Genomic DNA, 26,228 nt, shown 5'->3' with positions numbered 1-26,228 from the left:
TCTCCCCGAGGTGATCTCTGATGTCCACCGTCCTTTCCGTCTCCGGCAGCCCCTCCGCAACCTCCCGCACAGCCCGCCTCCTCCGTGACCTCGACTCCCGGCTCACTGCGCAGGGACACGAAGTGATCCCGCTGGACGTCCGTACGCTGCCGGCCGAGGCGCTGCTGCACGCCGACTTCGGGCATCCGGCGATCGTCCGTGCCACGGAGCTCTTCCGCCGGGCCGACGGGGTGGTCATCGGCAGCCCGGTCTACAAGGCCGCGTATTCGGGGCTGCTCAAGTCGCTGCTCGACCTGCTGCCGCAGTACGCGCTGACGGGCAAGACTGTGCTGCCGCTGGTAACCGGCGGGAGCACCGCACACGTCCTGGCGATCGACTACGCGCTGCGGCCAGTGCTCTCCTCCATGGGCGCCGCGCACATCACGCAGGGCTGGTTCGTGCTGGACGAGCACATCACCGTGCAGGAGGACGGTGTCGTCATCGAGCCCGGCACCCGGGAGGCGCTCGAGCAGGTCGTCGACCAGTTCTCCGCCGCACTCGGCGGTCGAGAGGCGCTGGAGGCGGCGGCGTGACCAAGCTCCAGGGCGCCCCGGTACGGGTGATCGCGAACGGCGAGGAAGCGCTCGCGACCGCCGCCGAGCTGACTGAGTCCTTCCGTCCCGGCGCCGCAGGCCGGGACGCGGAACGGCGGCTCCCGCTCGAGGAACTCGGCCGGCTCTCCGCCAGCGGCCTGCTCGGCATCACTGTCCCGGCGGCACACGGCGGCGCGGACGTACCGGCAGCCACCCTGGCCGAGGTCTTCCGGCTGCTGGCCACCGCGGATGCCAGCCTGGCGCAGATCCCGCAGAGCCACTTCGTGTACGTCCATGTGCTGCGCAGGCAGGGGAGTCCGGCACAGCAGGAGTTCTTCTTCGGCGAGGTGCTGGCCGGGCGGCGGTTCGGCAACGCGCAGTCGGAGAAGGGGACCCGGCACGTCCAGGACATCCGCACTCGGCTGGGGCCGCAGGACGACGGCTCGTACCTGCTGACCGGCGTGAAGCACTATGCCACCGGGGCTCTGTTCGCCGACTGGATCCCCGTCCTGGCGCGCGCCGCGGACGACGGTGAGCTGTACGTCGCGTACGTCCCGCGGGGCGCGGCGGGGGTGACGGTGCTGGACGACTGGGACGGCATGGGCCAGCGCACCACGGCCAGCGGCACGGTGCGCCTGGACCGGGTCGTGGTGCCGGCCGATCGCGTCGTCCCGCACCATCTCACCTTCCGCGGGCCGCAGTTGCACGGTGCGGTGGCTCAGCTGCTGCACGCGGCCATCGATGCCGGGATCGCCGCCGGGGCGCTGGCGGAGGCAGCCGAGTTCGTACGGACGCGGAGCCGCCCCTGGTTCGAGAGCGGCCTGGAGACCGCGGCCGAGGATCCGCTGCTCATCCAGCGCTTCGGCGAACTCTCCGTCCAGGTGCGGGCGGCGGAGGCGCTCTTGGCCTCCGCGGCCCGCACGGTCGACGCGGCCGCCAAAGGGCTGACCGATGACACGGCCGCCGAGGCCTCGATCGCCGTGGCCGCAGCAAAGGTGCAGGCGGGAGCGGCAGCCGTCGAGACGAGCAGTGCCCTCTTCGAGCTCGCGGGGACCCGCTCCGCCCTGGACGGCTTGAATCTGCACCGCCACTGGCGCGATGCGCGCACCCACACCCTGCACGACCCGGCGCGCTGGAAGGTCCAGCACATCGGCCGCTACGTCCTGAACGGCACCCGGCCGCCCCGGCACGGCCTGCTCTGACACCCGCCCACATCGCACACTCCGGACCACCGGCTTGGACTTCTGCTCCCGGCCTCTGGCGTTCCGGCTCCCCGGCTTCTGACTTATGGAGAACTCCGTGTCCCTGACCTTCCACTGGTTCCTGCCCACCAATGGTGATAGCCGCCATGTCGTCGGCGGCGGCCACGGCACCGACGTCACCGCCGCGGGAGGTGACCGGCCGCCGACGGTCGGCTATCTCAGCCAGATCGCCCGCGCCGCCGAACAGCTCGGCTTCGAGGGCGCGCTCACCCCCACCGGCGCCTGGTGCGAGGACGCCTGGCTCACCACCGCCATGGTCGCGCGCGAGACCGAGCGGCTGAAGTTCCTCGTCGCCTTCCGCCCGGGCTTCCTCTCCCCCACCCTCGCCGCCCAGATGGCCGCCACCTACCAGTGGCAGACCGGGGGTCGGCTGCTGCTGAACGTCGTCACCGGCGGCGAGAGCCACGAGCAGCGCGCCTACGGCGACTTCCTCGGCAAGGAGGCCCGCTACGCACGCACTGGCGAGTTCCTGCAGATCGTCCACGAGCTGTGGCAGGGCCGTACGGTCGATGCCGTCGGTGAACACCTGCAGGTGGAAGGCGCCCGCCTGGCACGCACGCCCGACCCCGTACCGCCCATCTACTTCGGCGGCTCCTCCCCCGCCGCCCTGCAGGTCGCCGCCCGGCACACGGACGTCTACCTCACCTGGGGCGAGCCGCCCGCCCAGGTCGCCGAGAAGATCTCGCGCGTGCGCGCGGCCGCCACCCGTGATGGCCGCACCGTACGCTTCGGCATCCGGCTGCACACCATCACCCGCGACACCTCCGAGGCCGCCTGGGCCGAGGCGCGACGGCTGCTGGACGGTATCGACGAGCAGACCGTACGCACCGTCCAGTCCGGACTCTCGCGCAGCGAGTCCGAGGGCCAGCAGCGCATGCTCGCCCTGCACGGCGGCAGCCGCGACCGGCTGGAGATCCACCCGGGCCTCTGGGCAGGCATCGGCCTGGTCCGCGGCGGCGCCGGCACCGCCCTGGTCGGCAGCCACCAGGAGGTGGCCGAACTTATCCGCGAATATCACGCGCTCGGCATCGAGGAGTTCGTCCTCTCCGGCTATCCGCACCTGGAGGAGGCGTACTGGTTCGGCGAAGGCGTCCTGCCCCTGCTCCGCCAGGACGGGCTGTGGTCGCACCCGGCGGGTGAACCCGGCGTAGAGCACTCCGCACAGATACCCTTCGCCGCGCACGGCGGATGAAACGCGAGGTGCCCGGGGACTACTTCCTCAACGGTGCACACCCTCCGTTCGTCCTGCCCGTCTGACCGTGCGCGCCCACAGGGCCGGATCAGTAACGGCGCATGCTCCACAATGAATTGGCCTCTTATCCCCCCGACGACCGGCTCGACAGGAGCGGCAGTCGCCACGCCACCTGACATCCAGGCAATTGTGAACGCCGCACTTCACTCACATGTCGGACGGTTGAGAATATGAGACGCACGTGCAGCGACATTGACTTGGCTGGATTTCGCTGCAACTCTCTTGAATGTGAGCAAGTCTGAGAACCTCGCCGAGTGCCTGCACGTCGATCTGCGACGTCAGGCCAGCGCCATCTGTACCGTCGGCCGCTGGACCCGCTGACCGGCGCTGCTCTCTCCCGCTCCTTTTCACAGTCGGCTGCTACGACTATGCCGCTGTTTGCCGTAGATCACTGATTCCTCGCGGGCATTCCGGTCTCTTTCCCCTTTCGGTGTGCCTTGCCCGCGCCCAACCGCCGAGCACTCTGCGCACCCCCTTTCGGCAGGCGCCTCTTCACGCCAAAGAACCTCTCCAGTCGTCACTTCTCGCCATTTCACGAAGCACGTTCGCCGATTCCACGTCAGTCCCCACCCGTTTGGACAGGACCTTTCCATGGCCACTACGGCATCGACCCGACGCCAGTTCCCTTCTCTGCTCGGTCTTTCGGCGGTGGCCGTGAGCTGCGGCACCACCGCAACCGGAGCCAACTCCGGCAAGGGCCAGACCAAGACGCTCCGGTACCAGGGCTGGGCGGGCCCGGTCACCTTGCCCGAGTTGGCCGAGGACCTCGGCTATCTGGAGGACGTGAAGCTGAAGTGGGTCGGCAACACCATCAGCGGGCCGCAGGACATCCAGTCCGCGGCCACGGGCCAGATCGACTTCGGCGGCGCGTTCAACGGCGCAGTCGTGAAGCTCGCCTCGCGCCACGCCCCTATCAAGGCCGTCATCGGCTATTACCCAGGCGGCCTGGAGGACTTCGTCGACCACGTCGTACCGATCCTGCAGCAACGCGGCCTGTTCCGCACCGAGTACACCGGCCGCACCCTGCGCGAACACTACGGCCTGGCCCGCCCCGCCAACCGGCTGTCCGCGGCGGCCGCAGCAGAGGGAGTGCCCGCATGACCGGACTCGAACTCACCACGGATGTCCTGGTGGTCGGCGGCGGCCCCGCGGCCACGTGGGCCGCGCTCAAGGCGGCCCAGGACGGAGCGGACGTCGTCCTCGCCGACAAGGGCTACTGCGGCACCAGCGGCGCCACCGCCTCGGCCGGTACCGGCGTCTGGTACGTCCCCCCGGAGCCCGCCGCGCGCGAGGCGGCCATGGCGAGCCGGGAGGCACTGGGCGGATATCTGGCCGACCGGCGCTGGATGGCCCGGGTGCTGGACCAGACGTACGCCGGTGTGAACGAGCTGGCGGCGGCCGGACGCTACCCCTTCCCCACAGGGCCGGACGGAAGGCAGCTCAGGAACGGGCTGCAGGGACCGGAGTACATGCGCCGGATGCGGATCCGGGTCCAGCGGGCCGGGGCACGCATCCTCGACCACAGCCCGGTCACCGAGCTGCTCACCGACCCCTCCGGCGCGGTCGCCGGGGCCAGGGGCCACCGGCGCCAGGCCGGGCAGCCGTACCGGGTGCGCGCCGGGGCGGTCGTCCTGGCCACCGGCGGCTGCGCGTTCCTCAGCGGCGCGCTGGGCTGCGACGTCAACACCGGGGACGGTGCGCTGTTCGCCGCCGAGGTGGGCGCGGAGCTGTCCGGGATGGAGTTCTCCAACGCGTACGGCATCGCGCCCGAGGGCACCTCCGTTACCAAGACCGCGTTCTACTCCTTCGCGACCTTCTACCGCGAGGACGGCACGGTCCTGGAGGGTGCGGCCAGCCAGGGCGGCCGGTCCGTGATCGCCAGGACGCTGCTCAGCGAGAAGGTGTACTGCCGCCTCGACCGGGCGGACGCGGCGGCCCGGCAGGCGATGCGGCTGGCCCAGCCGAACTTCTTCCTCACCTTCGACCGGCTCGGCATCGACCCCTTCACGCAGCGTTTCGCCGTCACGCTCCTCGCCGAGGGCACGGTGCGCGGCACCGGCGGCATCCGCATCACCGGCCACGACTGCTCCACCACTGTTCCTGGCCTGTACGCGGCCGGGGACGCGGCGACCCGTGAGCTGATCTGCGGCGGCTTCACCGGCGGCGGGAGTCATAACGCCGCGTGGGCCATCTCCTCCGGCACCTGGGCGGGCCGGGGCGCGGTCCGTCACGCCCGCTCACTCGGCGTCGGCGCCGGTACGAGGCGCCTGGTGGCCGCGGGCGGAGCCGGGCTCCGGCCCACCGGGGCACCGGGTCCTGCCGACGCCTTCCGCGAGGTCGTCACCGCGGTCCAGTGGGAAGTGCTGCCGTACGAGAAGAACTATCTCCGCCACGGCGACCGGCTCGCCGCCTCACTGGAGGTGCTCGACAGCGTCTGGGAGGAGTCGCGCGCCTCCCTGCAGGCCGAGGGCGGGGACACCGTACGGGCCCGGCAGGCAGCGGCGATGGCGGCGCACGCCCGCTGGATGTACGCCGCGGCGCTCGCGCGCACCGAGACCCGCGGCATGGCCAAACGCCTCGACTTCCCGTCGCAGGACCCCGGGCAGCACCACAGCATCGTCACGGGTGGCCTCGACCGGGTGTGGACCCGCACCGAGCCCCTGACGACCGCGCCGACCACATCGGCGGCACCGGCCGCACCACTGGAGGTGGCTTCGTGATCGAACTGGTCTCGGCGGAACGCTGCATCACCTGCGACAAGTGCATCAAGGTCTGCCCGACCAACGTCTTCGACCGGGGCGAGGACGGCATCCCGGTGCTCGCCCGCCGCGACGACTGCCAGACCTGCTTCCAGTGCGAGGCGAACTGCCCGGCCGACGCGCTGTACGTCGTGCCCCTCACCCGCCCGCTGCCCGATGACTCCACCGCCCGGGACGAGGAGCACCTGGACCGTACCGGCCTGCTCGGCAGCTACCGCCGGCACATCGGCTGGGGACAAGGCCGCACACCTGGCGCACTGCGGGCCGTCGGCCCTCCCCTCGGACCGCCGGGGTCCAGGAGAACCTCCCTGCCCATCACCTCCTGATGACCTCCCGACCGATCACCTCCCCGCTGATCACCTCCCGAAAGGACAGCCGCACATGACCACCAGCACCGGCTTCGACGTCCGCAGGATCGGCGGCCGTATCGGCGCCGAGATCCTCGGCGTGGATCTCTCCGCCGACCTCGACCCCGCCGTCGTCACCGAGATCAACTCTGCGCTCCTGGAACACAAGGCGCTGGTCTTCCGCGACCAGCAGCTCGACGACGCGGGCCAGCTGCGCTTCGCCTCCCTCTTCGGCGAGCTCACCACCGCGCACCCCACCGTCCCCTCCGTCGGTGGCCAGCCCCAGATCCTGTCCGTCGACGGCGACGAGGGCATCCGCGCCAACCACTGGCACACGGACGTCACCTTCGTCCGTACACCCCCGAAGGCGTCCACGCTGCGCAGCATCGTGGTGCCGCCCTACGGCGGCAACACCCTCATCGCCAACTCGGCCGCCGCGTACCGGGACCTGCCCGACCCGCTGCGCGAACTGGCGGACAAGCTGTGGGCGGTCCACACCAACGACTACGACTACGCAGCTCCGAAGGACGAGAAGGCCGCCGAGCACCGCAAGCAGTTCGTCTCACGGAAGTACCGCACCGCCCACCCGGTCGTCCGCGTCCATCCCGAGACCGGCGAGCGCGGGCTGTTCATCGGCGGCTTCGCCCAGAGCATCGTCGGCCTCGGCCCCTCCGACTCCCGCGACCTGCTCCGCATCTTCCAGTCCTACGTCACCCGGCCCGAGAACATCGTGCGCGTGGCCTGGACGCCGGGCGATCTCGTCCTGTTCGACAACCGCATCACCCAGCACTACGCCCCCGACGACTACGGCGACCTGCCGCGCCTGCTGCACCGGGTGACCGTCGCGGGCGACGTCCCCGCCGGCATCGACGGCACACTCAGCCACGTCCTCGAGGGCGACGACGCCACCCACTACACCCCCGCCGCGGCCTGAGCCTCGGCCCTTCGGCCGCCGGGCGGGGACACCCTGCCCCTGCCCGGCGGCCCGACCGCAGCGGACACCGACCGAAGCCGTACGGGATAATGCGCACATGCGGATCTCAGCCAGGGCGGACTACGCGGTACGTGCCGCGCTGCAGCTCGCTGCGTCACGGGATGGGGGCCACTGAAGGCCGAGGCCATCGCTGCCGCCCAGGACATCCCACACAAATTTCTCGAAAGCATCCTGAACGACATGCGCCGGGACGGTCTCGTCCTCAGCCAGCGCGGCGGCAACGGCGGCTACCGGTTGGCCAAGCCCGCCGAGTCCATCAGCATCGCCGACGTCATCCGCGTCGTGGACGGACCGCTGGTCTCGGTGCGCGGGGTCCGCCCCCCGGACCTGTCCTACACCGGCCCCGCCCAGTCGCTGCTCCCCCTGTGGATCGCACTTCGGTCCAACGTGCGCGAGATCCTCGAGGGTGTAACGCTCGCCGACGTCGCATCGGCCGTCGAGGGTGCTGGTGCCGGGTACGACAACGGTCTGTTCGTCGAGCGCGTCGAAGATGTCGTTGACCAGGCGCTCGGCCATGCGCAGGGCCGTGGGGCGGATCAGGTTGATCAGTTGGCGGCGGCCGGCCTTGCGCAGGGCCTGGGGGATCCGAAGCGTTCGAGCAGGTGGGTGACGGCGGGGTGGTCCAGGCGCGGGCCCAGGACCCTCTCCAGTGACGGATGGAACTGGGTGAGCAGGCCGCGCAGCCGATTGGAGGTGCGGGTGGCCTCGCAGGTGAGGTCCTGGTCGAACCCGACGAGCATGGTCAGCTGGGCGGCGGTCTCGTCGGCGAGGTCGAGGGCGCGCAGGGTGTGGTGCATGGTGCGGGCGGCGTCGGCGATAACGCGGGCGTCGCGGGCGTCGGTCTTGGCCTCGCCGGGGTGGAGGTCGGCGATCCTCCGCATTGCCAGCCCGGGCAGGTAGGCGACGTGGCAGCCGGCCTCCCGGGCCACGGTCAGCGGCAGGGCACCGATCGAGGCCGGCTGGTCCACGATGACGAGCACCGGGCCGAACTTGGCCCTCAGCTTCTCGAAGACCGCCCGCAGTCTGGGTTCGCTGTTGGGCAGCCGCTTGTCGAGGGCGGTCTTGCCCGCGGCGCTCAGGCCGTGCCCGTGGTGGTCGCCTTTGCCGACGTCCAGGCCGAGGAAGACCGCGATCTCGCTGGTGTCGAGCACCGCACCCTCCGAGGGTGGTTGTGTCCGCCCGGCCTCGGGCGTGGCACCGTATGCGCGCATCCAAACGTTACGCAGACCTGCCATCCGCAACCGGCCCGGCATTGCGCCGAGCCAGGATGGCGGCCGGGCCTCTCATCAGCGGTCAGTCGGTACCCTCGGGCCCGGTGACACCACCCCCCAGGTCACCCGCTCGACAGGGGGCAACAGTCATGCCGGGCCCGGAGGCCAGGAGCCCCGTTTCGGGGCCACGAAGAAGGTAACGGGGCACCCCGCTTCTCCTCCCACAGGGAGGGAACGGCGTTTTTGCTAGTCAGACACGGTGATCGGCGTCGATGATCTGGAGTCTTCAGATCCACTGCGGTCCGGGAGTCCGGCTGGCACCGAACGAAACCGCGTTTCTACGGGTGGCCGTGCGACATACGTGCAACGGTCCCACACGCAAGAGGCCGGCCTCCCCGGCGGGACGCCATCCCGGCATGTGGCTGGACTTGGCGATACCTTCGAGACACATGCGTGGGAGCCTAACCCGGCCGATCGGCCCGACGCGGGCAGCCATGTGCCGGGTAGGTAACCCGAAACGCAGCGCGCGTTCCCACCGCGATCCTGCTCAGCCCTCCCTACGACGGAGGCCGGCCCCTCAGGCGAATCATGATCCACGCCGCTACTGGTCATCACAACACAGGCGTCGACGACGAGCACCTCACGAGGCTGTCTCACATAATGGAATCTGACGCACCGTTACCCACGCTCCGGTCTCACATGGGTCCCACAACCGCACCGAGGGCGGTTGATGCAGGCCGGACGTCTGCGAACAGACCATCGATCGACGGCGGGACATCGCCACTAACCGGCACTCAGCGTCCCGAGTGCACCTCTTCGAAACCAGCAGCCTGAGCTCCGACCCTCCCCAAGGAAGCAGACATTTCGAGCGACCGGGATGCGGAGAGCCAGTGTGTTTGGTGGGTCAGACAGGTGCTGGCCAGCCCGATGGCTGTTCCGGCGGTGACGTCGCTGGGGTAGTGGGCTCCGGTGTGGAGACGTTCCACGGCGACCATGGTGGCTGGTACGGCGACGGCGGCTCCCCACCAGGGGGAGTGGCGGGCGACCGCGGTGGCGAAAGCTGTGGCTGCCGCGGTGTGCCCGGAGGGGAAGGACGAGCTGGCCGGCCTTCGCCGGACGTCGGCGTGGTGGAGCAGGTGGGCAGGCGGCCTGCGACGGCGGACAAGCTGCTTGGCGACAGTGTTGGACAACAGTTCCGCCAGCCCCATGCTGACGAGTCCCCTCACCGCGGCGGTGCGGCCGGCCGGTCCCCCGAGGGCGGCCATCAGCGCCGCAGCGCCCCACCATAGTCTGGTGCGCTCGGCTGCGGATTCCACGACAGGCAGCCCACGCCGGACCCATGGCGAATCCCATGAAGCGATCCGGCGGACCTGCTGCCGCTCCCAACGGTGTGCACCGAGCATGGCACCCTCCGCTTCCCCCGGCTGACTGGTGTATCCCGCCGCAAGCCCGCATCCCGTGGCCTGCCATGGTCCTGGGCCTGCGGGGGTGAGCGGTGGCGGGTCAGCGGAGGTGATCCTGGGCCTGCTGGGACGACCGGTGGCCGATCAGCCGGTAGGCTTGCGGGCGCCTTGGTGCGCCTACCGCCCGTCATCCGGTGACTGGCCGCTGGCCGTACGTGACCCGGTGGAGCAGTCGTCGTTGTGCAGGTGACGCGTGCATGAAACGTTCCCCCGAGTACGCGTATGGAGGCCCTGGCGCCATCCCGGGGCAAGGGCCTCCACTACTGGCGCGCTGTTTTTGATGTCCGCGATCAGCGGCGGTCGTCGCCCTCGTCGGTGCCTTCGGTTTCGATGCGTTCCTTGCGGACCTTTCCCTTGACGGTCTCTTCCTCGGTGCGCTCGTCGGTGGTCAGGCGGACCCGTTCCTTGGGCTCGGCCCTGGTCTCCACCACCGGCCGCTCCTCGTGCAGGGTGACCTCGTGCTCGGCCTCGGAGATCTCCGGGCCGGCCATGGCTTCCCCGCGGTTGGCGTCGGTGACCGGCTCCCGCTCCACGCGGACCTCCTCGTGGCGCACGGGGATGGTCTGCTGCTGCTCTTCGGTGACCACGTACTTGCGCAGCCGTACGCGGCCGACCTCGCGGCGTTCGGTACCGACATGCATCTGCTCTTCCGACCGCGTCATCGCGTCACCGGTGGCGGGGGCGGTCTTCCCGGCACCGGGGCGAGTGGCCTGTTGCCAGGCCGCGTCCCAGTCGATGCCGTAGTAGTCGTAGAGGCGGTGTTCCTCTTGCTCGGAGAGGTGGCCGCCGGCGTCGACGTCCACATGGGGCGCGTCCTTGACCGTGTCCTTGGCGTAGGGGACCTCAAGATGGTCCTCGACCATGGCGGCGTCATGGATGGGGACGAACGATTCACTGGTGCCGAACAGGCCCGTCTTCACGCTGACCCATTCGGGCTCATCGGTGACGTCGTCGAGGAAGATGTGCCGGGCGTCGCCGATCTTGTTGTGGTTGGTGTCGTAGACCGGGTGGTCCAGCACAGTGGGGATCTGCTCTCGGGTGATCACAGCCAGCCTCCTTCTGCCTGGGGGGCTCGATGAGCGGGTAGCCCCTCCCCAGGGGAAGGAAACAGGTCAAGAGTGAATAAGTCGGGTGCACCGGAAAGGGTGGCGAGCCCTGCCAGCGGTGGATCAGCCTGTTTGTCATGCCTTGGCTACGGCCCATGCCCGCTGGGCGGGCATGGGCCTTCAGTCACCCGCCGCCCTGCACGCGGGGAACCGGTGGGGTGCCGCTTTCAGAGTTTGCGGGTGTCGCGGGGCTCGACGTAGGGCTCTTCGCCGGGCGGGTGGCCGGTTTCGAGGGCGCGTCCGCGTTCGAGTTCGGCGTTGAATTCCAGGCCGAGCAGGATGGCGATGTTGGAGATCCACATCCAGACCAGGAAGATGATGACCGCAGCCATGCTGCCGTAGGTCTTGTCGTAGCTGCTGAAGTTCGCCACGTACAGCGCGAAGAGGGCCGAGGCGATGATCCAGATGAGCACGGCGATGATGCTGCCCGGGCTGACCCAGCGGAAGCCGCGCTTGACGTTCGGGGATGCCCAGTACAGCAGCGCGATGATGAGCGCAAACAGCAGGATCATCACGGGCCACTTGGCGATGTTCCACACCGTGAGGGCGGTATCGCCCAGCCCCAGGATCTCACCCGTCTTCTTGGCCAGGGTGCCGGTGAACACCACACCCACCGCGATGGCGGCCAGCAGCACCACCACGACGACCGTGATGCCGAGCCGGGTGGGCAGCGTCTTCCACACGGGCCGGCCCTCGCCGATGTCGTAGACGGCGTTGGAGGCTCGCATGAAGGCCGCGATGTATCCGGAGGCCGACCACAGGGCGACCACGATTCCGATGATCAGCGCGAGGCCTGCCCGGCCCTGGTTGCGCTCCAGCTGCTCCAGCATGCTGGTGAGGACGTCGCGGGCGGCTCCGGGAGCGATGCTGCCCAGGTTGTCGATCAACGGCCTGATGGTGTCCGTACCCAGCAGGCCGAGGATCGATACCAGGGCCAGCATGGCGGGGAAGATCGACAACACGCCGTAGTAGGTCAGGGCGGCCGCCCAGTCGGTGAGGTTGTCGGCCTTGAATTCCTTCACGGTGCGTTTGAGCACTCCTACCCAGGACTGCTTGGGCAGGTCCGTCGGTTTTTCGGCCGGGGGCTGCTTTTCGGCCGGGGGCTGCGCGTCGGGCCTGGTGCCGGACGCGCCGCTGTGCTGATTTTTGTCTCGCGCCATGGCTTACGACCTCCAGGAGGGACGGGACCGCCACAATTCGGCTTCCCGTTCCGCACTGCGGCACGGCCCGGGGAAGGAGGAACTCAGCCCGTGCGGCGGCCGCTGCGGCCGTTCAGGGCTGGGCAGGACCTGAGGTTTGCTCGCGTGCCTCGCCAGCCACGTTCTGCCCGGATTCTCGGGCCTGGTCCTTGACCTGATCGGCCCGCTCGCGCGCCTGCTGGCCGGTTTCCTGGGCGGCATCGGTGGCGGTTTCCTTGACCTGCTGAGCCGCCTGTTGCGCGGACTGGGTGACATCCTCCTTCAACCGCTGAGCCGATTCCACGGCCGCGTCCTTCACCGGCTCGGCGAGGTCGCCTGCCCGCTCGGTCAGCTGGCCGACCGCTTGCTCCTCGACTTCTGAGCTCGGTAGCAGGGAAGAGGCCAGTAGACCGGCGCCGAAAGCGATCAGACCGGCCGCCAGGGGGTTTCCTTCAGTTCGACGCATCGCCTGCTGCGGCGCCGACTTCACCGCTTCGCCCGTCTGCTCGGCGGTGGCGCTCAGCTTGTCGGTGGCCTGCCCCGCGCTTTCCTGCACCGACTGCGCGGTCTGCTGGGCCCGCTCCTGGACTCGGTCCTGGACCTGGCCTGCACGCTGCTGCGCGCCGTCGGGCGCACTGCCCATGACCCTTTCCCGGATACCGGACACCTTGCCGCGGACCCCCTCGGTACGTCGGCGGGCCACACGGCGGGGGCTGGTGCGGTCGGCCAGCCGTTCCACGTCGCGGGAAAGCTCCTCACGAGTGGTATCGATCTGAGACCTTATGCGGTCGGGTGACGTGCCCACTGCGCATCCTCCTTCAGCGTCTCCAGGGTCTGTTCGGGCTTGGGCGAGACCCTGCGCATCTTGGCTCGGCCCGTGACGAACAGCACGGCCGCGATCACCGCCCAAACACCGGTGATGATCAGCGCGGCCCAGCCCCAGTCCATGACGTTGGCCAGACCGAACACCGCGGCGAGAGAACCGAAGAGGGCCACCATGTAGCCGCCGAACCCGGCCCCGCCGAACATCCCGGCCGCCTTGCCCGCCTTGGTGGCCTCCTCGCGGATCTCGGCCTTCGCCAGCTCCACCTCCTGGCGGAACAACGTCTCTACGTCCCCCGCCACTTCGGACAACAGCTCACCCACCGACCGGTCCTCATGGCCAGGGCGCCCGCGTGCCTGACGACGGGGCGGTGACGTGGACAGGTCAGCCATCTCAGCTCACCTCCCGGTAACGCGACCCTTCCGGTTCCCCACGGCCCGGCTGCCCGCCCGTGCCAAGGCCAGGCGGTGTGCGTTGCGGTGTCGGAGAGCTGGTCGACGACGGTCTTGAATCGGACTCGTCGGCCTTCCTCCCCGCCTTGGCCAGGCGGCCGACCACGAACCCGGCCAGCGCCGCTCCACCGAGGAACGTGCCGGGCTTGCGACGCGCAAACGTCTCGACGTCCTCGACCAGGCCCCCCACTCCTCGCTGCTCCAAAGTGTTCGCGGCACGGCGACCCCCGTCGGCGGCCTGAGCGATCAGGCTCCGCGCCGGGGAGCCGGAACGGGCCTTCTCAGCCATATCAGCTAGATCATCTGCCCACTGGCGCAGGTTGCCGGCCGCCTTCTGCGCCTGCGACTGCACCTCATCACCGGCGCGCTCGCGCAGATCGACCACCGCGGTGCGGACCTGCTCACTGGCCTGTTCCGTCACCGCCTGCGCCTGTTCCTTGGCCGTGCCAGCCACCTCACCGGCCGCTGCCTTGGCCTGCCCCGCCGTGGCCGAGGCTTCCTGCTTGGCCGCCTGCCCGGCCTGCTGCGCAGGCCCGGTGTTTTCGTTCGGGGACTCACTCATCAGTGCCTCCTCCATAGGGCGGGCATCGCTACCAACACCCGCGGGTACCCGCCGATACCCAGGCGACTCCCGGAGGCCCGGACCCGGCCCACCTGGGCGTTTCCCGACCAGATCACCCTGACCTTCATACGCGGGTGCCGCCGAGCCATCGGTGCGCAGTCCTGGTGCGGACCCCGACCCACACCACCAGCCTGCGACTGGACACAGCGGGCTGCATCCTGTCCGGCGTCATCGGACCAGTCCACTTCGGCGCCGCCGCCTGTGGGCACGGCCCCCGACCAAAGCGCCGCACCGTAAGGCGCTCTGAGAGGGGCGCGGTTTCATCCGCGCCCCTCCGGTCGATTCAGGCGGGTTCGGTGGCGGTGGCCGTCGCCCGGCGCTTCGAGCTTCGCTTGCGCGTGCGTCGGCCGGGGGCCGGCGCCGGCTCAGGGGCGGTCTGGTTCTCCGTGCCGTTGTCGGCGTCGTCGGTTGCGGGTTCCAGGGCGGCCTCGGTGTCGTTGTCCAGCTCGGGGCTCGGGCTCTCCTCGGAGGCGGCTGCCTGATCCTGCGGCACGAGTTCCTCGACCTCTAATTCCTCAGCGTCTTCCTCTGGCTCCTGCTCGGAGTCAGCCTGCGGGGTCGACTCAGCTTCGGCTGCAGGGTGCTGGTCGTGGTCGTCGGGGGCCGCCGGGGCGTCACATTCGGCGGTGACGGCGGCGAGGTCGTTGCCGAAGTGGTCTATCCATGGCTGGTGGCCGACGTAGCGGGGTTTGTAATCGAAGGCGGGGAGAAGGTGATCTTCGAGGGTGCACAGGATGATGTCTGCGGGGTCTTCATCGTTTTCGGTGACGAGGGTGGTCGCCTTGTTGTAGCGGTGTCCCTCGGGGAGGCGCGCGGCGATGTGCACTTCGTGGCCGGCTTGTTCGGCAGGGGTGGCGCCGTCGGGGAGCACGGGAGCGGCGTTGCCGGTGATCCAGAGTTGGACGGTGGTTCCGCCGAAGATGGGGCGGAAGCTGATGCCTCGTCCGTCGCTGTAGAGCAGATGGGCTGCCCCATCGGCGGGACGACAAGGTCAGCATGGAGCGGTACCAACTCGAGCAGCAGGCGCGGGACCAAGCGGTGCAGCTGCTCGCCGAGCGGGTCAAGGGCATCGAAGGGCGACCGATCGCCGCGGCGAAGGTGAGCACTGACACCGCAGCCTCGGACCCGCACGGCGACCGCGCGGCTGCGACGGCTGCCCTCGCCGCCCACGAAGCGGATACCACTTCGGTGCACGGCATCGCTGACACGTCCGTTCTGGAGACCGCCAGCGGCGCCCATGCGGAGGCCGACGCCGCCCAGTCGGCGGCCACCAGCGCGGCCGCCACAGACGCCACCACGAAGGCCAACGCAGCACAGTCCGCCGCCATCGCCGACGCTGCGACCACCTACCTGTCCAAGGCCGGCGGCACCCTCACCGGCGCCGTCACCGTCAACCGGGCCAACTCCACCGACATCGCCGTGGCGGGCCTGGTCGGCGCCCAAGCCTTCGACGCTTTCCGGCTCTACACCGACGGAAAGATGGAGTTCGGGCCGGAAACCGGCGCCCGGGACACGACCCTCTTCGCAGCTCCACCGGCACCCTGCGCACGGATCAGAGCTTCCACATCGGCATCAACCTGCGGATGAACACCACATCGATGGGCGGCGGATCGGGCGTCATCGGCATGGCCAACGCCACCACCGTGCCAGCAACCCGGCCAGCGGCGGCGTGCTGTACGTGGAGGCCGGCGCCCTGAAGTACCGCGGGAGCTCCGGCACCGTCACGACCATCGCCCCCGCCTGACCTCAACACCACAGCGCCCCCGCTGGCTTCGGCCAGCGGGGGCGCTTTCGTGCGTTCAGGGCCAGACCGGGCGGCCCGTCTCCCACAACGCCGCAACGTGGGACGCGAACCGGTCGTACAGGCCATCCTCGCCCAGACGCCGCAAGTGCAGCATCGGCGACTCGTGCCCCAGCAGGTTCGAGATGTGCGGGGTCACCAGCATCTGATCATCGAAGGTGAACACGCTCAGCGGTGAGGCCGGGTACACGGTGGATCGTGAGCTGTGGCGTGTGCCGACGGAGGAACTCGTGTCCGTCGCGGCGGACTGCGGGCACACCCCGCCGGGAGGCTGCGGACCGATCGGTCCGAACCCGCAGCCCGGCCCCGGCCCGAGCAACCCCGGCCAGTAGCGCCGGCCGCTACCGTGGTGGCACTGACAGGGAGGTAGCCATGGAGGACTGGACAGACCCGCGGTACAAGCAGGTCGCCGCCGACATCCAGGCACGCAAGGAAGCCGAGGCGAAGGCCGGGTTGCCTGAGCGTCCGCTACGCGGCTTCATCGTCCCCACCCCGGAAGGTTGACACGGCAGCACGTGACCGGCCCCGGTCGTCCGCTCCACCCGGTGGCGGAGGGCCGGGGCCTCTTCGCTTCTTGATCGTTTACCTTTCGGGCCAGCAGCGGGCCAGCTAACGATCTTGGAGAGTCGCTCCGGAGGGGCAGTCGATCACCGGCCCGGGAGAACCGGGAGGTGAAAACGATTCTGCGTCGTAGGTCGGCGGTGGGGCGGGTGGGACTCGAACCCACGGCCGACGGACTATGAGTCCTTTAGAGATCTTGGCGGCCCTTGCCGATCAATGCCGATCCATGGCTTTTTTGCAGTTCAGACGGGGCAAGCCGTGCTGATGCTGCTCAGCCCATGTCAGTCTGTTCCTATCCTTGCGTCCCCAACGCGTCCCCAACCAGCGCCCCCGAGGACGAGAGCACAGGCAATGAGGTCGGATTAGCCAGATAGGCGGATTCCCTTCCAATGTGGAGAGGCTCCGCCTCGGCAGTCGGGAGCGGAGCCTCTGTGATCGCGTCATGATGCTCTACGGGTAGAAAACTCAGACATATTGAGTCCTCCTGATGCTCATGCGCTGCCGGGTTACTGAGATTGAACTCGTGGTGTCGTCTGCGGTCAGGGGTTGATGGTCAAGCCGGTCCCGGCGAGGCAGCCGTCTATGAGGTCGCTGTGGTAGTGGAAGTGCCGTAAGCCTCGGCGGATGCGTCGGATGAGGTGCTCCGGCGTGCTGAAGGCGACGTTGGACAGTCAGCCGCGCCGCAGCAGTGACTAGACCTCTTCACGGATGGTCACACGGATGAGCCGGCGTCTGGCACGGCCACGGGCCGCCGACCGGCACTGAACGCCCCCGACGCCTCCTAGAGCAACCACCCGCGCTCCGCCAGACGTCTGGCCTTCGACCGCACCCCCTCGACCGTCGCCGATATCGTCTCAAGGCCCAGCTGTGCAGTGGGCGAACCCGCGCTCCACGACCCAACGTTGGGCGCCAAGGTCGGAGCCGTGCTCGGTGCCCCGTCGGGCGAACAGTGGCTTCACGCCGAGATCCCAGACCACACGGCGGTACTTGTCCTAGTCGTAACCGCGGTCGCCCAGCACCACGTTCGGGCGGCGCCGGGGTCGGCCTCGCTTGCCCCGCACCGGCGGTACCGCCTGAAGCAGTGGGATCAGCTGGGTGACGCCATTGCGGTTGCCGCCGGTCAGGGTGGCGTCGATGATCAGGTGATGCTTACTGCCCGTCCTGCCCCGGTCGACAGGGTTCGTCCGGTCTCCCCCCTTTAGCGCCCGGATGTGGGAGCCGTCGACCGCCGCCCCAGAGAAAATCCACACCATTCGCGCTGCGAAGCTTGGCGAGGAGGAACCCGTGCAGCCGGGGCCACACACCGGCTTCGGTCCACTCGGCCAGGTGGCGCCAGCAGGTCATGCCCGAGCCGAAGCCGAGTTCCTGCGGCAGGTGTTCCCAGGGGATCCCGGTGTGCAGTACGAACAGGATGCCCTACACCAGCCGGTCAGAATGCCGCCCTGCGCCCGGGGCGCCGGGCCCGGCGCTCGACCTTGGGCAGCAGCGGCTCGATCACCGCCCCCAGCTCGTCGTCGACTTCCCACGGCTTCGGCCGGCCATCCAGCACCCCGGATCATCAGTCCCGGAGTGATCCAACCACCTTGAAGATCATTTCGTTAGGAGTTCTTGCGCAGGACGAGGCTTAGGGCCAGACCGCCAGCAGCCGGGGCGGCCGCGGCCAGGGCGGCAGCCGCAGCGGTGACAGCCTCCAACACGATGAGCAACGTGAACAGGACCGCGCATACCCCGGCTGTTGTGATCGCGACGAGGAGTATCGGACCGGCATAAGAGCTGGGCTGCGTAAGCGGTGAAGGCAGCGGCGGGGGGAGGCTTGGTGGGGTCGGGTTTATCGGGTACCTGCGACGCATGTTGATCGTATCCCCTTGGCAGTTCATGGGCTCGGATGAGTGACCTGGAACGCCGACCCGAGGGCGGCAGCCGTGGGTACGGCGGCGGTCGGAAGATGGGTGGGTGTGCGGAGTAGGGCTTGCCGTCCCGGTCAGTCACGATCACTTTCTCCCACCGCCGACATTCTTCGCCACAAGTGGCAGACCTCCCTGAACAATCTGCTGAAGAATGAGCCGCAAGGCCCACTGAGGTGTGAGTGAATGGATGGGGAAGGTGAAGAATGGCCACGGGGAAAAGGGAAAAACGTGCTCCGGGTCGGCGACCCAAGGAGATCACGGGAAAGGGCCCGGTCGAGAACCTGGCCCGAGACCTGAGAGCACTGTTAGAACAGCAGGACCCACCAGTCACTCATGGCGGACTCGCCCGGCTCAGCGGGTGCGCGACGGGCACCGTCAGCAAGGCACTGGCCGGGAACGTGCTCCCGACAGAGAACATACTGAGGGCATTGGTCGTCGCCCTAGGGGAGGATCCGAGCGGCTGGTTGGAGCGGCGGGCGCAGGCGGCGGAGTTGCTACGGCAACTGCCCGGTGCCGTGGTCGCGGATTCAGGCCAGCTGGAAGGGGACCATGCCGCCAAGTCTGCGAATGCGCTTGATACCGGTGACTCCTGGAAGGAGGGGGATACCCTTTCTACGGGAAGGCTCCTCGAACCGGCGGAACCGGAAACCAAGCGGCGGAGCTGGGGAGATTGCCGATGGCGTCCACCTGCCGGCCATTTGATCGGCCGGGCCAATGAGGCTCGTCAGGTGCGGGAGTTACTAGCGAGGGCATTGACTCGGCGCAGTGGCATTCTGGTGATACGAGGGCAGCCTGGAATCGGGAAGACCTCGTTGCTCGCCGAAGCAGGGAGTCTGTGGGGCAGTCGGCTTCTTGCGTTCCGGTGTGTGGAGAGCGAAGCAGAGCTGGCCTTCGCCGCCTTGAACGGTGTACTGCGTCCCTTGACCCACCTCGTTCCCCATCTCTCACAGCCTCGAAGCCGAGCACTCTCTGTCTCGCTGGCCCTGTCCGAGCCTGACCCGGGCGAGTCCGCTCCCAGCCGGGTCGTGATCGGGCTCGGCACCTTGGATCTGCTCGCGAAGGCGGCTCCGGTGCTCGTCCTGCTCGACGATGTGCAGTGGATGGACGAAGCGTCAGCTGCGGCTCTCTCATACGCCGTACGGCAGCTCCCCGAGGCGGGAGTCGCTGTCATCATCGGGCTTCGAACAGGTGGGGACTGCCCGATGGATTTGACCGGTCACTCTGTCATGGAACTGACTACTCTCAGCCGCGAATCCGTCCGGGAGCTCGCCAGCACCGTACGCGGTGACACCATCGACACGGATGAGCTGGAGCGACTGGTGCGCCACACTGGAGGTAATCCACTCGCTCTTGTGGAGCTGAGCAAATCCGAACTCCCGGTCGGCGGTGCAAGCCAGACCGAAGCGCCCCTGCGGCTGCCCCAGGTGCTGGAAGCTGCCTACCGGAAACGCCTCAAGCTGCTGCCTGAACTTGCACAGTGGGCGCTCCTGGTCTGTGCCGCCAACTACACAACGGACCTCGGCCAGATCACCGCGGCTCTGGGCTTCACGGGGGTGGCCCACTTGGAACCGGCCGAATCCGCGGAACTTATCGCGCTCACACCTCAAGGCGTGGAGTTTGCGCATCCCGTTATCCGCTCCGTCGTCTACCACCACGCGTCGGCAGCCCGAAGGCGTGATGCCCATGCGCTGCTGGCTCGATCGCTGCCCTTAAACAATCCCTTCGACGCGGACCAGCGAGCATGGCATCTGGCCGACGCGACGCTCGGCCCCAACGAGCAGGTGGCCCACGCCCTGGCAGACCGTGCTGTGCAGGCGCGTCAGCGTGGCGGACTTGGAGCCGCACACGCCGCCTACCTACGTGCGGCTAGGTTGACTCCGTCGGCCGTAGCGCGTGGTCGCCGTCTATTGGCCGCGGCGACCTGCGCCCACCTCGCTGGCCTCCCGGACAAGGCACTTCCTCTACTTTCGGAGGCCCGGAGACTCGTCGTCGACTCCGAGTTGCTCGGCGAAATCGAACAGGTTTACCAGCAGATCCAGCAGGTTCGTGCAACCCCACACGAGGTCTTCGCACAACTGAGTGAAGCTGCCGCGTCCCTGAGTGACAGCGCCCCTATAACCGCGGCGAACCTGCTGGCTACGGCGGCCAGCGCAGGAGCGATGGGCGGGCCCGTCCCCACGGCACTCGCGGCCGCGACGAAGGGCCATCAACTGGCCCAGAGGGTGAAGGAATCTGGCACTCTCGCAACGACCGTCCTTCGTGCCCACACGTTGTTGCTGGACGGCCAGACCGAGCCTGCCTCCGTCCTCCTGCACCAGCGATTCGACCAACTGCTCAACACGGATCCGCTCATCCACGGAGCGGAAGTCTTCGGCTTCGCTTGCACGGACCTGACGTGGCTGGACGAGCACACCGCAGCGCGTCGTCTCATCGACCACGGACTGCGACACATCCGAAGCGCCAACGCTCTAGAGCGTGTACCTATCCTCACCAGCGTGCTGGCCGACCTTGAGTTTCGACAGGGTCGGTGGAAGGAAGCACATGCGGCCGCTGCCGAATGCCTTGCCCTCGCCGACAAGCTCCGCCAACCGGCGCTCCTCGGATACAGCGCCAGCACTCTGGCTCAGATACAAGCCGCTCAAGGAGAACCGGAAAGGTGTAGGGACTATGCCTCACAGGCCCTGTCCTATCTTGAACCCGGAGGCTACGACTTGGTCGCACCTTACGCACATCTCGCCCTAGCCCAACTGTGCCTGAATCAGGGCGAGCACCTCGCGGCCGCCACCCGCTTCGTCACGCTGCACGAGCGCATAGAGAGTCTCGGGGTGCGCAACCCAGCCGTATATCCGTTCCACGCCGATATGGTGGAAGCCTGTCTGCTGTCGCACTGGCAGGAGGCGGCGGTGTCCGTTTTGGTGCTGCTTACGAACAACATCGGCCCTTCAGCACCCGCCGCGGTCCGAGCGGCACTGGCGCGATCTCGAGGTTTGCTCGCCAAGGATGCGAATAGCGCGCTGCGACACTTCACAACCGCACTGGACCTGTACTCGCGCGCCTCCGACCGATACGGGCTGGCGCGGACTCGACTCGCTCTTGGACAGCGACTGCGCCGCGCAGGGCACCAAGATCCGGCGCAAAGGCAGTTCAAAGCCTCCCTCTCCCTCTTCCAGGAGCTCAACGCCACACAATGGATCCAACGGGTGAATAAGGAGATGCGGATCTGCGGATGACTGACCTCTCGTGCTGTTCCCGCCGAGCTGCTGGAGGCCGGCACTCACCGGCACGGCCGGGCCAATGCCGGGCTGCAGCATCGGGCGCAGCAGAAGATCGCCGAGATCGACGCGAAGATCGCAGACCTGTCATGGTCGTCGCCAACGGCAAGGGAGGCGTGTCCTCTCCGCGCGAGCGGAGGTGAGCCGTCCCTGGTCGGAACCTCGGCCAGCTCACCGCTGTCCTCTCCGCGCGAGCGGAGGTGAGGTGAGGTGATATCGCCCACGGCTGCCACTCTGTGTGTCGGCATCGTCAAGACTGCTCCCGGTTGGACGCGCCCGGGTTCTGAAATTCCGCGACTGCGGGATTCGGGGCCAGGACTTCCAGCGCACGCCAGGGCTGAGTTTCCGGCATCCGCTGCTGCCCTACTTCACGTCCTTGACGGTGGCATCGACGCAGAACCGCTTCCAGCGCGGTGCTCCGTCGGCGTCGTCGGACTCCGCACAGGCCGTCAGCGCGAACTGCCCCTCGGCGGAGACCATCTTCGTGTAGTTGTCGTGTCCGTACGCGATGACGGCCTCGACGCTCTTGCCGCCGGCGGAGGACACGGTGACCCGGTCCCCCTTCTCGCCGTCCAGGATCTTCGCCCAGGCAGCTTGGCATGTGGGGCTGTACTTGAGCTGGAGGCGAATGGGCTCGGCCCTCTCCGCGAGCACCTGCGCATCGGGACCGCACCCGAACTCGTCGCCGTCCCGCCCCTGACAGCCGCCTCCGAGGCATTCCGGCGACGCACCGTCCCCGCCCGGGCCCGCGGGCCCGCCGGTGACCGACTCGCCCCGCGCGCCACCCGTGCCCCCGCCCTCTGCGTTGAAGAGCCCGGCCACCAGCGCGCTCACGGCCGCCGTGACCGCGGCCACAACAATGGCGCCCAGGAGTGTCTGCGGCCCGTGGCCGCGAACCCAGCCGAGGAGGCGCTGCGCGCCGCCCGGACCGGATGCCCCGGGGGACGGGGACGGACTGGGGAGCGGCAGGTCAGGCGGGTGCGAGGGGTGCGAAGGGCCGGAGGGGTCCGACGGGTCCGACGGGTGCGCACTGCCACCACTGCCCACAGCCACAACCACCTCCGAATGAGCCACATCACGTCATGGTGTGATCCAGCGTGAGCTCTCCGGAGCCACGGCGGCAATGCGATACCCCGGCAACTGCTTTTCCAAGCCACCTACTTGAGCCAACTTCGGCGCCGTGCGGGCACTGGTTCAGGCTCGGCGGGCTCCCGCAGGCACCGCGCAGGCCGTCAGGCGTCCATCCCGGCCAGCACCAGCGGCAGCCGATCCGCGCCAACGTCGGCGATACGGACCGGAAGGCCCCAGACCTGCTGGGGCACATGGCAGGCCGGGTACGCGTTGGCCCCCGCGGCGGTGACGTCCCGCCGTGGCGAGCCCTGTGCCCGCCACCACCGTGTCTAGTGCTCACGTGCAGCGAGGATTTCCAGGGCGCGCCACGGCTCGGCCTCCGGCACGCTGCCGTCCAACACCATGCGGTCGATCACCGCGCGCACTGCGGCCCGCCGTCTCGACTGGGTTCTCCCGTACGCCGAATACCGTCTCCAGCGGGGCCATGCCCTGGCGGTTCGACGCGCTATCTGACTGTGTACACATCGCCCTGCGAGGAAACCGCGTAGAGACGGTCCATGATGGCCATAACTGGTGGTCGGGACCAGGGGCCGGTGCTTCCTCTTTCTGAATGGCGGGGGTAGTGCTTCCAGATCTGCTCGCCGCTGCGGGTATCAAGGGCAATTGCGCTGCCGTCTGCGGCGGCGAGGTAGATCTGTTGGCCCACGAGGGTCGGAGTGGCAGAGATTCTTACGCCGACGTTGGTGCGCCACCGCCAGATGCCGGCCTTGCTGTCGGCCAAGATGACGGTTCCGTCGTGATAACCCCAGCAGACGAGGTCGCCGTGGGCGACAAGCTTGTGCTCCAAGTCGCCTCTGTCGACCGGGAGCCTGGTACGGGTGATCTTGCGGGTACGGGTATCAAGGCGAACGAGAGCATCACCGCGTTCGCTCCGAAAATAGAGGACGCCGGGCACCGACGTCTGGTAATGCATCTCTTCATCCATGGTCACGGCCCACCGTGACGTGCCGGTGAGCTCGTGCAGGGCGGCGACTGTAGTGTGTCGTCGCCCTTCTGCGGCGGCCCGGTACGACTCAAGGTACAGCCCGTGAGCGTCGGCGATCATGTACGTCAAGCGGGGGAAGTGGCGCGTCCACCGAATAGCTTTCGTGCTGACGTCGATGGCCTCGACCCGGCGGCTGAAGACGAGAAAGAACGTTGGCCCGGTGAGGCGGATCTCCAAGGGGCGTTCGCTGAACTTCCTGGTCCACAGCGTCTGTCCGCTCCGAGTGTCCAGGACTCGGAGACGTCTGTAGTCGGTGTCGTGTTGGGCGTACCAGAGCCGTCCGCCGGAGACACCCAGGAGTTCCACATTGGCGTCCGGCCCCTCCTGCTGACCGTCGCCGTCTGCGTCGCCCTCAAGCTCGCCGACGGGAATTGTGTGCTTCCATGCGATCGTGCCGTCGGCAGTATTGACACGCATCACCGTCCGGTTCCCAGCCTGGCAGTAAATAGCGTCCTGAGCGGGTGTGCACCGTTCACCGGGGCCTGAGTCGTCGCGGATCCTGGTTTCCCAAGGTCTCCATCCGGCGGGCTGCGGGTAGGTCTGCATCCCGCCGTTCACTGCGATGGCCGCACCTGCCGCGATGGCCGCCAGCGCGGTCACCCCGGCCACCCAGGTAGGCACTGGACAGGTCACACGCCGCAGCACCGCCGCACCTGCTCTGCGCGCTGCCGTCCGGAAACTTGCCCGTGGTAGCGCCGAGGTGGCGCCCAATCGCTCCAACATCTCCTCGGGACTGGGGCGGTCGGCCGGGTCCTTGGCCAGGCAGCCTGCCACAAGCGCACGGACACTGTCCGGAACGTCGGCGAGGTCGGGCTCCTCGTGGACGACCTGGTAGGCCGCGGCGTAGGGGCTGCCTGCTTCGAACGGGCTGCGCCCGGTGGCGGCGAAGGCCAGCACGCATCCGAGGGAGAACACGTCTGCCTCCGGCCCGATCTTGTCGGAGGACTGAAGTTGCTCGGGTGCCATGAACGCCGGCGTTCCGACGACTCGTCCGGTATCGGTAAGCGGATGGCCATCCATGGCCCGTGCAATGCCGAAATCGATGACCCGTGGGCCATCGTCGGTCAGAAGGACATTTCCGGGCTTGAGATCGCGGTGGACCACGCCTGCGCGATGAATGTCACGCAGCGCACGGGCCAGCGCCGCGGCTAATCGGAGCAACTCCTCTACTCCCAGCGGACTGTGCCGGGCCATGTGTGTGGCGAGGCACTCGCCTGGTACGTACGCGGTGGCCATCCAGGGTTCCGACGCGTATGGGTCGGCATCGACCACCGGGGCGGTGAAGCGGCTGTGTACCATCCGTGCCGCTGCCGCCTCTAACTCGAAACGCGCCCGGAACTCCGGGTCTTCAGCCCATTGTCGGCGGATCACCTTCAACGCGACTGTGCCTCCGCCAGGGGAGCGCGCCATGTAGACCACGCCCATCCCACCTGCGCCTAACCGACCCTCCAGCCGGTAGCCCCCCACCTCGGTGGGATCGTCCTTGAGCAGCGTCATCTCCGACCTCTCACAGGTCTCGCTTGCGGCTTGGTCACGTGGTTCCCCTGGGTTCGGGATCTGACCGCGCGACGAACGGCGGCAAGCTATCGCTGCCATGGCCGTCGCTGAGGTCGGATGGGGCTCTGTGGCATGGGTGTGACATTTGCAGCCGCCGAGACCCGCGAGGTCGCTGGAACCTGACCGCGCAATCCACCCTGACCCGTCACCCAAGGACGTCACGTAGGTGGCCGCTGGATCGCGATCAAGGAGGCGTCGTCTCCCCAGCCGTCCGCCGACATGGTCGAGCACATCACGCCGGAGGCGATGCAGGAGCGCGTCGGGCGAGTTCTCCTAGTGCTGGGTTCCTCAAAGGCAGTACACATATCGGCGTCGTAGGTGGCGGGTGGGCGGGGCTGGTCGGCCCCAGGTCCATGGTCTGGCGCGGGCGTTGAGTTGCCGGGTGGCCAGGGCCGTGGCCTGGGTGATGTCGTCGGGGTTGGCGAAGGACCGCCCGGCCAGGGCGGTCTTGCGGAAGATCCGCCACCATCCCTCCTGCAGATTCAGCCAGCACGCGCCGACCGGGATGAACGCCTGCCGAATCCGCGGATGGTCCTCCAGCCACTCCCGGGTGGACTTGCTGTTGTGGGAGGAGAGGTTGTCGGTGACGATCCAGATCTCTCCGGTCCGGGTTGGCGTCCTCGACCTGTTGCAAGAACTGCTGGTAGAAGACGCTGTTGCGGGAGGACGCGGTCATGGTGATCTCCTGGCCGTCGCGACCGGCGCGGTTGAAGCGGTGCAGCCAGCGCCGCACCGTCTTCTGGCTGCAACTGAGCTCGTCCGCGATCGCCGGCACCCGATGCCCTGCCCAGCGCAGCTCGATCATCCGGGTCCGCATCACCAGATCCCGCGGAGCCTTGCGCGCTCGCGCCAGTAGATGAACGACCGCCTGCTCATACTCATCACGGCGTGGCCGTGCCCGTAACACCATCAACCAGCACCCGCCCCCGAGCACCCGAACCACCCCGCCACCAACACATATGCCCAGCAAAAG

Annotated in this window: 21 protein-coding genes and 5 pseudogenes; 11 read left to right on the top strand and 15 right to left on the bottom strand. The window is 68.5% G+C overall.

Annotated elements, in window-relative coordinates; all coding sequences use genetic code 11:
- Window positions 1–20: 20 nt before the first annotated feature.
- From ssuE to ACTWQE_RS05515, 8 genes and pseudogenes are all read left to right on the top strand, one after another.
- The gene (gene ssuE / locus ACTWQE_RS05550; protein ID WP_443327675.1) at window positions 21–572 is read left to right on the top strand and encodes an NADPH-dependent FMN reductase; all 552 of its coding nucleotides are present in this window, start codon (window positions 21–23) and stop codon (window positions 570–572) included.
- Complete coding sequence (locus ACTWQE_RS05545; protein WP_443327674.1) at window positions 569–1,774, top strand: SfnB family sulfur acquisition oxidoreductase; 1,206 nt, start codon at window positions 569–571, stop codon at window positions 1,772–1,774. The genes ssuE and ACTWQE_RS05545 overlap by 4 nt, the downstream gene beginning before the upstream one ends.
- 97 nt (window positions 1,775–1,871) lie before the next feature.
- On the top strand, window positions 1,872–3,026 hold the full coding sequence (locus ACTWQE_RS05540; protein ID WP_443327673.1) for an LLM class flavin-dependent oxidoreductase: 1,155 nt from the start codon (window positions 1,872–1,874) through the stop codon (window positions 3,024–3,026).
- A 651-nt stretch (window positions 3,027–3,677) separates the two neighbouring features.
- Window positions 3,678–4,187 (top strand): hypothetical protein, encoded by a 510-nt coding sequence (locus ACTWQE_RS05535; protein ID WP_443327672.1) that lies wholly within the window; start codon window positions 3,678–3,680, stop codon window positions 4,185–4,187.
- The gene (locus ACTWQE_RS05530) at window positions 4,184–5,806 is read left to right on the top strand and encodes an FAD-dependent oxidoreductase (protein WP_443327671.1); all 1,623 of its coding nucleotides are present in this window, start codon (window positions 4,184–4,186) and stop codon (window positions 5,804–5,806) included. The genes ACTWQE_RS05535 and ACTWQE_RS05530 overlap by 4 nt, the downstream gene beginning before the upstream one ends.
- Window positions 5,803–6,171, top strand: a complete 369-nt coding sequence (locus ACTWQE_RS05525) for a 4Fe-4S dicluster domain-containing protein (RefSeq protein WP_443327670.1) — start codon at window positions 5,803–5,805, stop codon at window positions 6,169–6,171. Before ACTWQE_RS05530 ends, ACTWQE_RS05525 begins: the two co-directional genes overlap by 4 nt.
- A gap of 55 nt (window positions 6,172–6,226) precedes the next feature.
- Window positions 6,227–7,126, top strand: coding sequence for a TauD/TfdA dioxygenase family protein (locus tag ACTWQE_RS05520; protein ID WP_443327669.1), 900 nt, complete (start codon window positions 6,227–6,229; stop codon window positions 7,124–7,126).
- Between the two features lie 97 nt (window positions 7,127–7,223).
- Window positions 7,224–7,621: pseudogene (locus ACTWQE_RS05515) on the top strand (RrF2 family transcriptional regulator); the annotation flags it as partial.
- Here ACTWQE_RS05515 and ACTWQE_RS05510 read toward each other — a convergent pair.
- The 8 genes and pseudogenes from ACTWQE_RS05510 to ACTWQE_RS05475 all read right to left on the bottom strand — a co-directional run.
- Window positions 7,622–8,337: pseudogene (locus ACTWQE_RS05510) on the bottom strand (IS110 family transposase); the annotation flags it as partial.
- An 854-nt stretch (window positions 8,338–9,191) separates the two neighbouring features.
- Window positions 9,192–9,713 carry a phosphatase PAP2 family protein gene (locus ACTWQE_RS05505; RefSeq protein ID WP_443327668.1) on the bottom strand — a complete coding sequence of 174 codons (522 nt, stop codon included), beginning with the start codon at window positions 9,711–9,713 and terminating at the stop codon, window positions 9,192–9,194.
- 437 nt (window positions 9,714–10,150) lie between these two features.
- Window positions 10,151–10,906, bottom strand: a complete 756-nt coding sequence (locus tag ACTWQE_RS05500; RefSeq protein ID WP_443327667.1) for a YsnF/AvaK domain-containing protein — start codon at window positions 10,904–10,906, stop codon at window positions 10,151–10,153.
- Window positions 10,907–11,133: 227 nt separating this feature from the next.
- A complete protein-coding gene (locus tag ACTWQE_RS05495) occupies window positions 11,134–12,126 on the bottom strand; it encodes a YihY/virulence factor BrkB family protein (protein WP_443327666.1) in 993 nt (330 codons plus the stop codon).
- Between the two features lie 112 nt (window positions 12,127–12,238).
- A complete protein-coding gene (locus tag ACTWQE_RS05490; protein WP_443327665.1) occupies window positions 12,239–12,949 on the bottom strand; it encodes a DUF3618 domain-containing protein in 711 nt (236 codons plus the stop codon).
- The gene (locus ACTWQE_RS05485; protein WP_443327664.1) at window positions 12,925–13,359 is read right to left on the bottom strand and encodes a phage holin family protein; all 435 of its coding nucleotides are present in this window, start codon (window positions 13,357–13,359) and stop codon (window positions 12,925–12,927) included. Before ACTWQE_RS05485 ends, ACTWQE_RS05490 begins: the two co-directional genes overlap by 25 nt.
- Window position 13,360: 1 nt before the next feature.
- Window positions 13,361–13,996, bottom strand: a complete 636-nt coding sequence (locus tag ACTWQE_RS05480; RefSeq protein WP_443327663.1) for a hypothetical protein — start codon at window positions 13,994–13,996, stop codon at window positions 13,361–13,363.
- A gap of 328 nt (window positions 13,997–14,324) precedes the next feature.
- Window positions 14,325–14,912 carry a hypothetical protein gene (locus ACTWQE_RS05475; protein ID WP_443327662.1) on the bottom strand — a complete coding sequence of 196 codons (588 nt, stop codon included), beginning with the start codon at window positions 14,910–14,912 and terminating at the stop codon, window positions 14,325–14,327.
- A gap of 125 nt (window positions 14,913–15,037) precedes the next feature.
- Between ACTWQE_RS05475 and ACTWQE_RS05470 the strand changes: the two genes are divergently transcribed.
- Entirely contained in the window at window positions 15,038–15,628 is a 591-nt protein-coding gene (locus tag ACTWQE_RS05470; RefSeq protein WP_443327661.1) for a hypothetical protein, read from the top strand.
- A gap of 212 nt (window positions 15,629–15,840) precedes the next feature.
- Here ACTWQE_RS05470 and ACTWQE_RS05465 read toward each other — a convergent pair whose 3' ends face one another.
- Window positions 15,841–16,008 (bottom strand): hypothetical protein, encoded by a 168-nt coding sequence (locus ACTWQE_RS05465; protein ID WP_443327660.1) that lies wholly within the window; start codon window positions 16,006–16,008, stop codon window positions 15,841–15,843.
- 206 nt (window positions 16,009–16,214) lie between these two features.
- Here ACTWQE_RS05465 and ACTWQE_RS05460 point away from each other — a divergent pair, with 206 nt between their 5' ends.
- Window positions 16,215–16,346 (top strand): hypothetical protein, encoded by a 132-nt coding sequence (locus tag ACTWQE_RS05460; protein ID WP_443327659.1) that lies wholly within the window; start codon window positions 16,215–16,217, stop codon window positions 16,344–16,346.
- Window positions 16,347–16,942: 596 nt separating this feature from the next.
- Here the strand turns inward: ACTWQE_RS05460 and ACTWQE_RS05455 are convergent.
- Together ACTWQE_RS05455 and ACTWQE_RS05450 are read right to left on the bottom strand one after the other, a co-directional pair.
- Window positions 16,943–17,095: pseudogene (locus tag ACTWQE_RS05455) on the bottom strand (transposase); the annotation flags it as partial.
- A 183-nt stretch (window positions 17,096–17,278) separates the two neighbouring features.
- Window positions 17,279–17,819: pseudogene (locus tag ACTWQE_RS05450) on the bottom strand (IS5 family transposase); the annotation flags it as partial.
- 694 nt (window positions 17,820–18,513) lie between these two features.
- On the opposite strand from ACTWQE_RS05450, the gene ACTWQE_RS05445 reads away from it, so the two are divergent.
- The gene (locus ACTWQE_RS05445) at window positions 18,514–21,540 is read left to right on the top strand and encodes an ATP-binding protein (RefSeq protein WP_443327658.1); all 3,027 of its coding nucleotides are present in this window, start codon (window positions 18,514–18,516) and stop codon (window positions 21,538–21,540) included.
- 405 nt (window positions 21,541–21,945) lie between these two features.
- On the opposite strand, the gene ACTWQE_RS05440 is transcribed toward ACTWQE_RS05445, so the two are convergent.
- The 4 genes and pseudogenes from ACTWQE_RS05440 to ACTWQE_RS05425 form a co-directional block, all read right to left on the bottom strand.
- Entirely contained in the window at window positions 21,946–22,437 is a 492-nt protein-coding gene (locus tag ACTWQE_RS05440; protein WP_443327657.1) for a DUF2690 domain-containing protein, read from the bottom strand.
- A 721-nt stretch (window positions 22,438–23,158) separates the two neighbouring features.
- The gene (locus ACTWQE_RS05435; RefSeq protein ID WP_443327656.1) at window positions 23,159–25,195 is read right to left on the bottom strand and encodes a protein kinase domain-containing protein; all 2,037 of its coding nucleotides are present in this window, start codon (window positions 25,193–25,195) and stop codon (window positions 23,159–23,161) included.
- A 348-nt stretch (window positions 25,196–25,543) separates the two neighbouring features.
- Window positions 25,544–25,846 (bottom strand): transposase, encoded by a 303-nt coding sequence (locus ACTWQE_RS05430; RefSeq protein WP_443327710.1) that lies wholly within the window; start codon window positions 25,844–25,846, stop codon window positions 25,544–25,546.
- Window positions 25,847–26,003: 157 nt separating this feature from the next.
- Window positions 26,004–26,060 (bottom strand): annotated as a pseudogene (locus ACTWQE_RS05425) (hypothetical protein); the annotation flags it as partial.
- Between the last annotated feature and the right edge of the window lie 168 nt (window positions 26,061–26,228).

The sequence above is a fragment of the Streptomyces sp. 8N706 genome, assembly GCF_052245415.1.
Lineage (GTDB): Bacteria > Actinomycetota > Actinomycetes > Streptomycetales > Streptomycetaceae > Streptomyces.
This window is presented reverse-complemented; position numbering and strand designations above follow the sequence as displayed.

Coding starts and splice junctions, on each gene's coding strand:
- ssuE (WP_443327675.1), top strand. CDS start 21: ATGTCCACCGTCCTTTCCGTCTCCGGCAGCCCCTCCGCAACCTCCCGC.
- ACTWQE_RS05535 (WP_443327672.1), top strand. CDS start 3,678: ATGGCCACTACGGCATCGACCCGACGCCAGTTCCCTTCTCTGCTCGGT.
- ACTWQE_RS05530 (WP_443327671.1), top strand. CDS start 4,184: ATGACCGGACTCGAACTCACCACGGATGTCCTGGTGGTCGGCGGCGGC.
- ACTWQE_RS05520 (WP_443327669.1), top strand. CDS start 6,227: ATGACCACCAGCACCGGCTTCGACGTCCGCAGGATCGGCGGCCGTATC.
- ACTWQE_RS05495 (WP_443327666.1), bottom strand. CDS start 12,126: ATGGCGCGAGACAAAAATCAGCACAGCGGCGCGTCCGGCACCAGGCCC.
- ACTWQE_RS05485 (WP_443327664.1), bottom strand. CDS start 13,359: ATGGCTGACCTGTCCACGTCACCGCCCCGTCGTCAGGCACGCGGGCGC.
- ACTWQE_RS05480 (WP_443327663.1), bottom strand. CDS start 13,996: ATGGAGGAGGCACTGATGAGTGAGTCCCCGAACGAAAACACCGGGCCT.
- ACTWQE_RS05470 (WP_443327661.1), top strand. CDS start 15,038: ATGGAGCGGTACCAACTCGAGCAGCAGGCGCGGGACCAAGCGGTGCAG.
- ACTWQE_RS05460 (WP_443327659.1), top strand. CDS start 16,215: ATGGAGGACTGGACAGACCCGCGGTACAAGCAGGTCGCCGCCGACATC.
- ACTWQE_RS05445 (WP_443327658.1), top strand. CDS start 18,514: ATGGCCACGGGGAAAAGGGAAAAACGTGCTCCGGGTCGGCGACCCAAG.
- ACTWQE_RS05435 (WP_443327656.1), bottom strand. CDS start 25,195: ATGACGCTGCTCAAGGACGATCCCACCGAGGTGGGGGGCTACCGGCTG.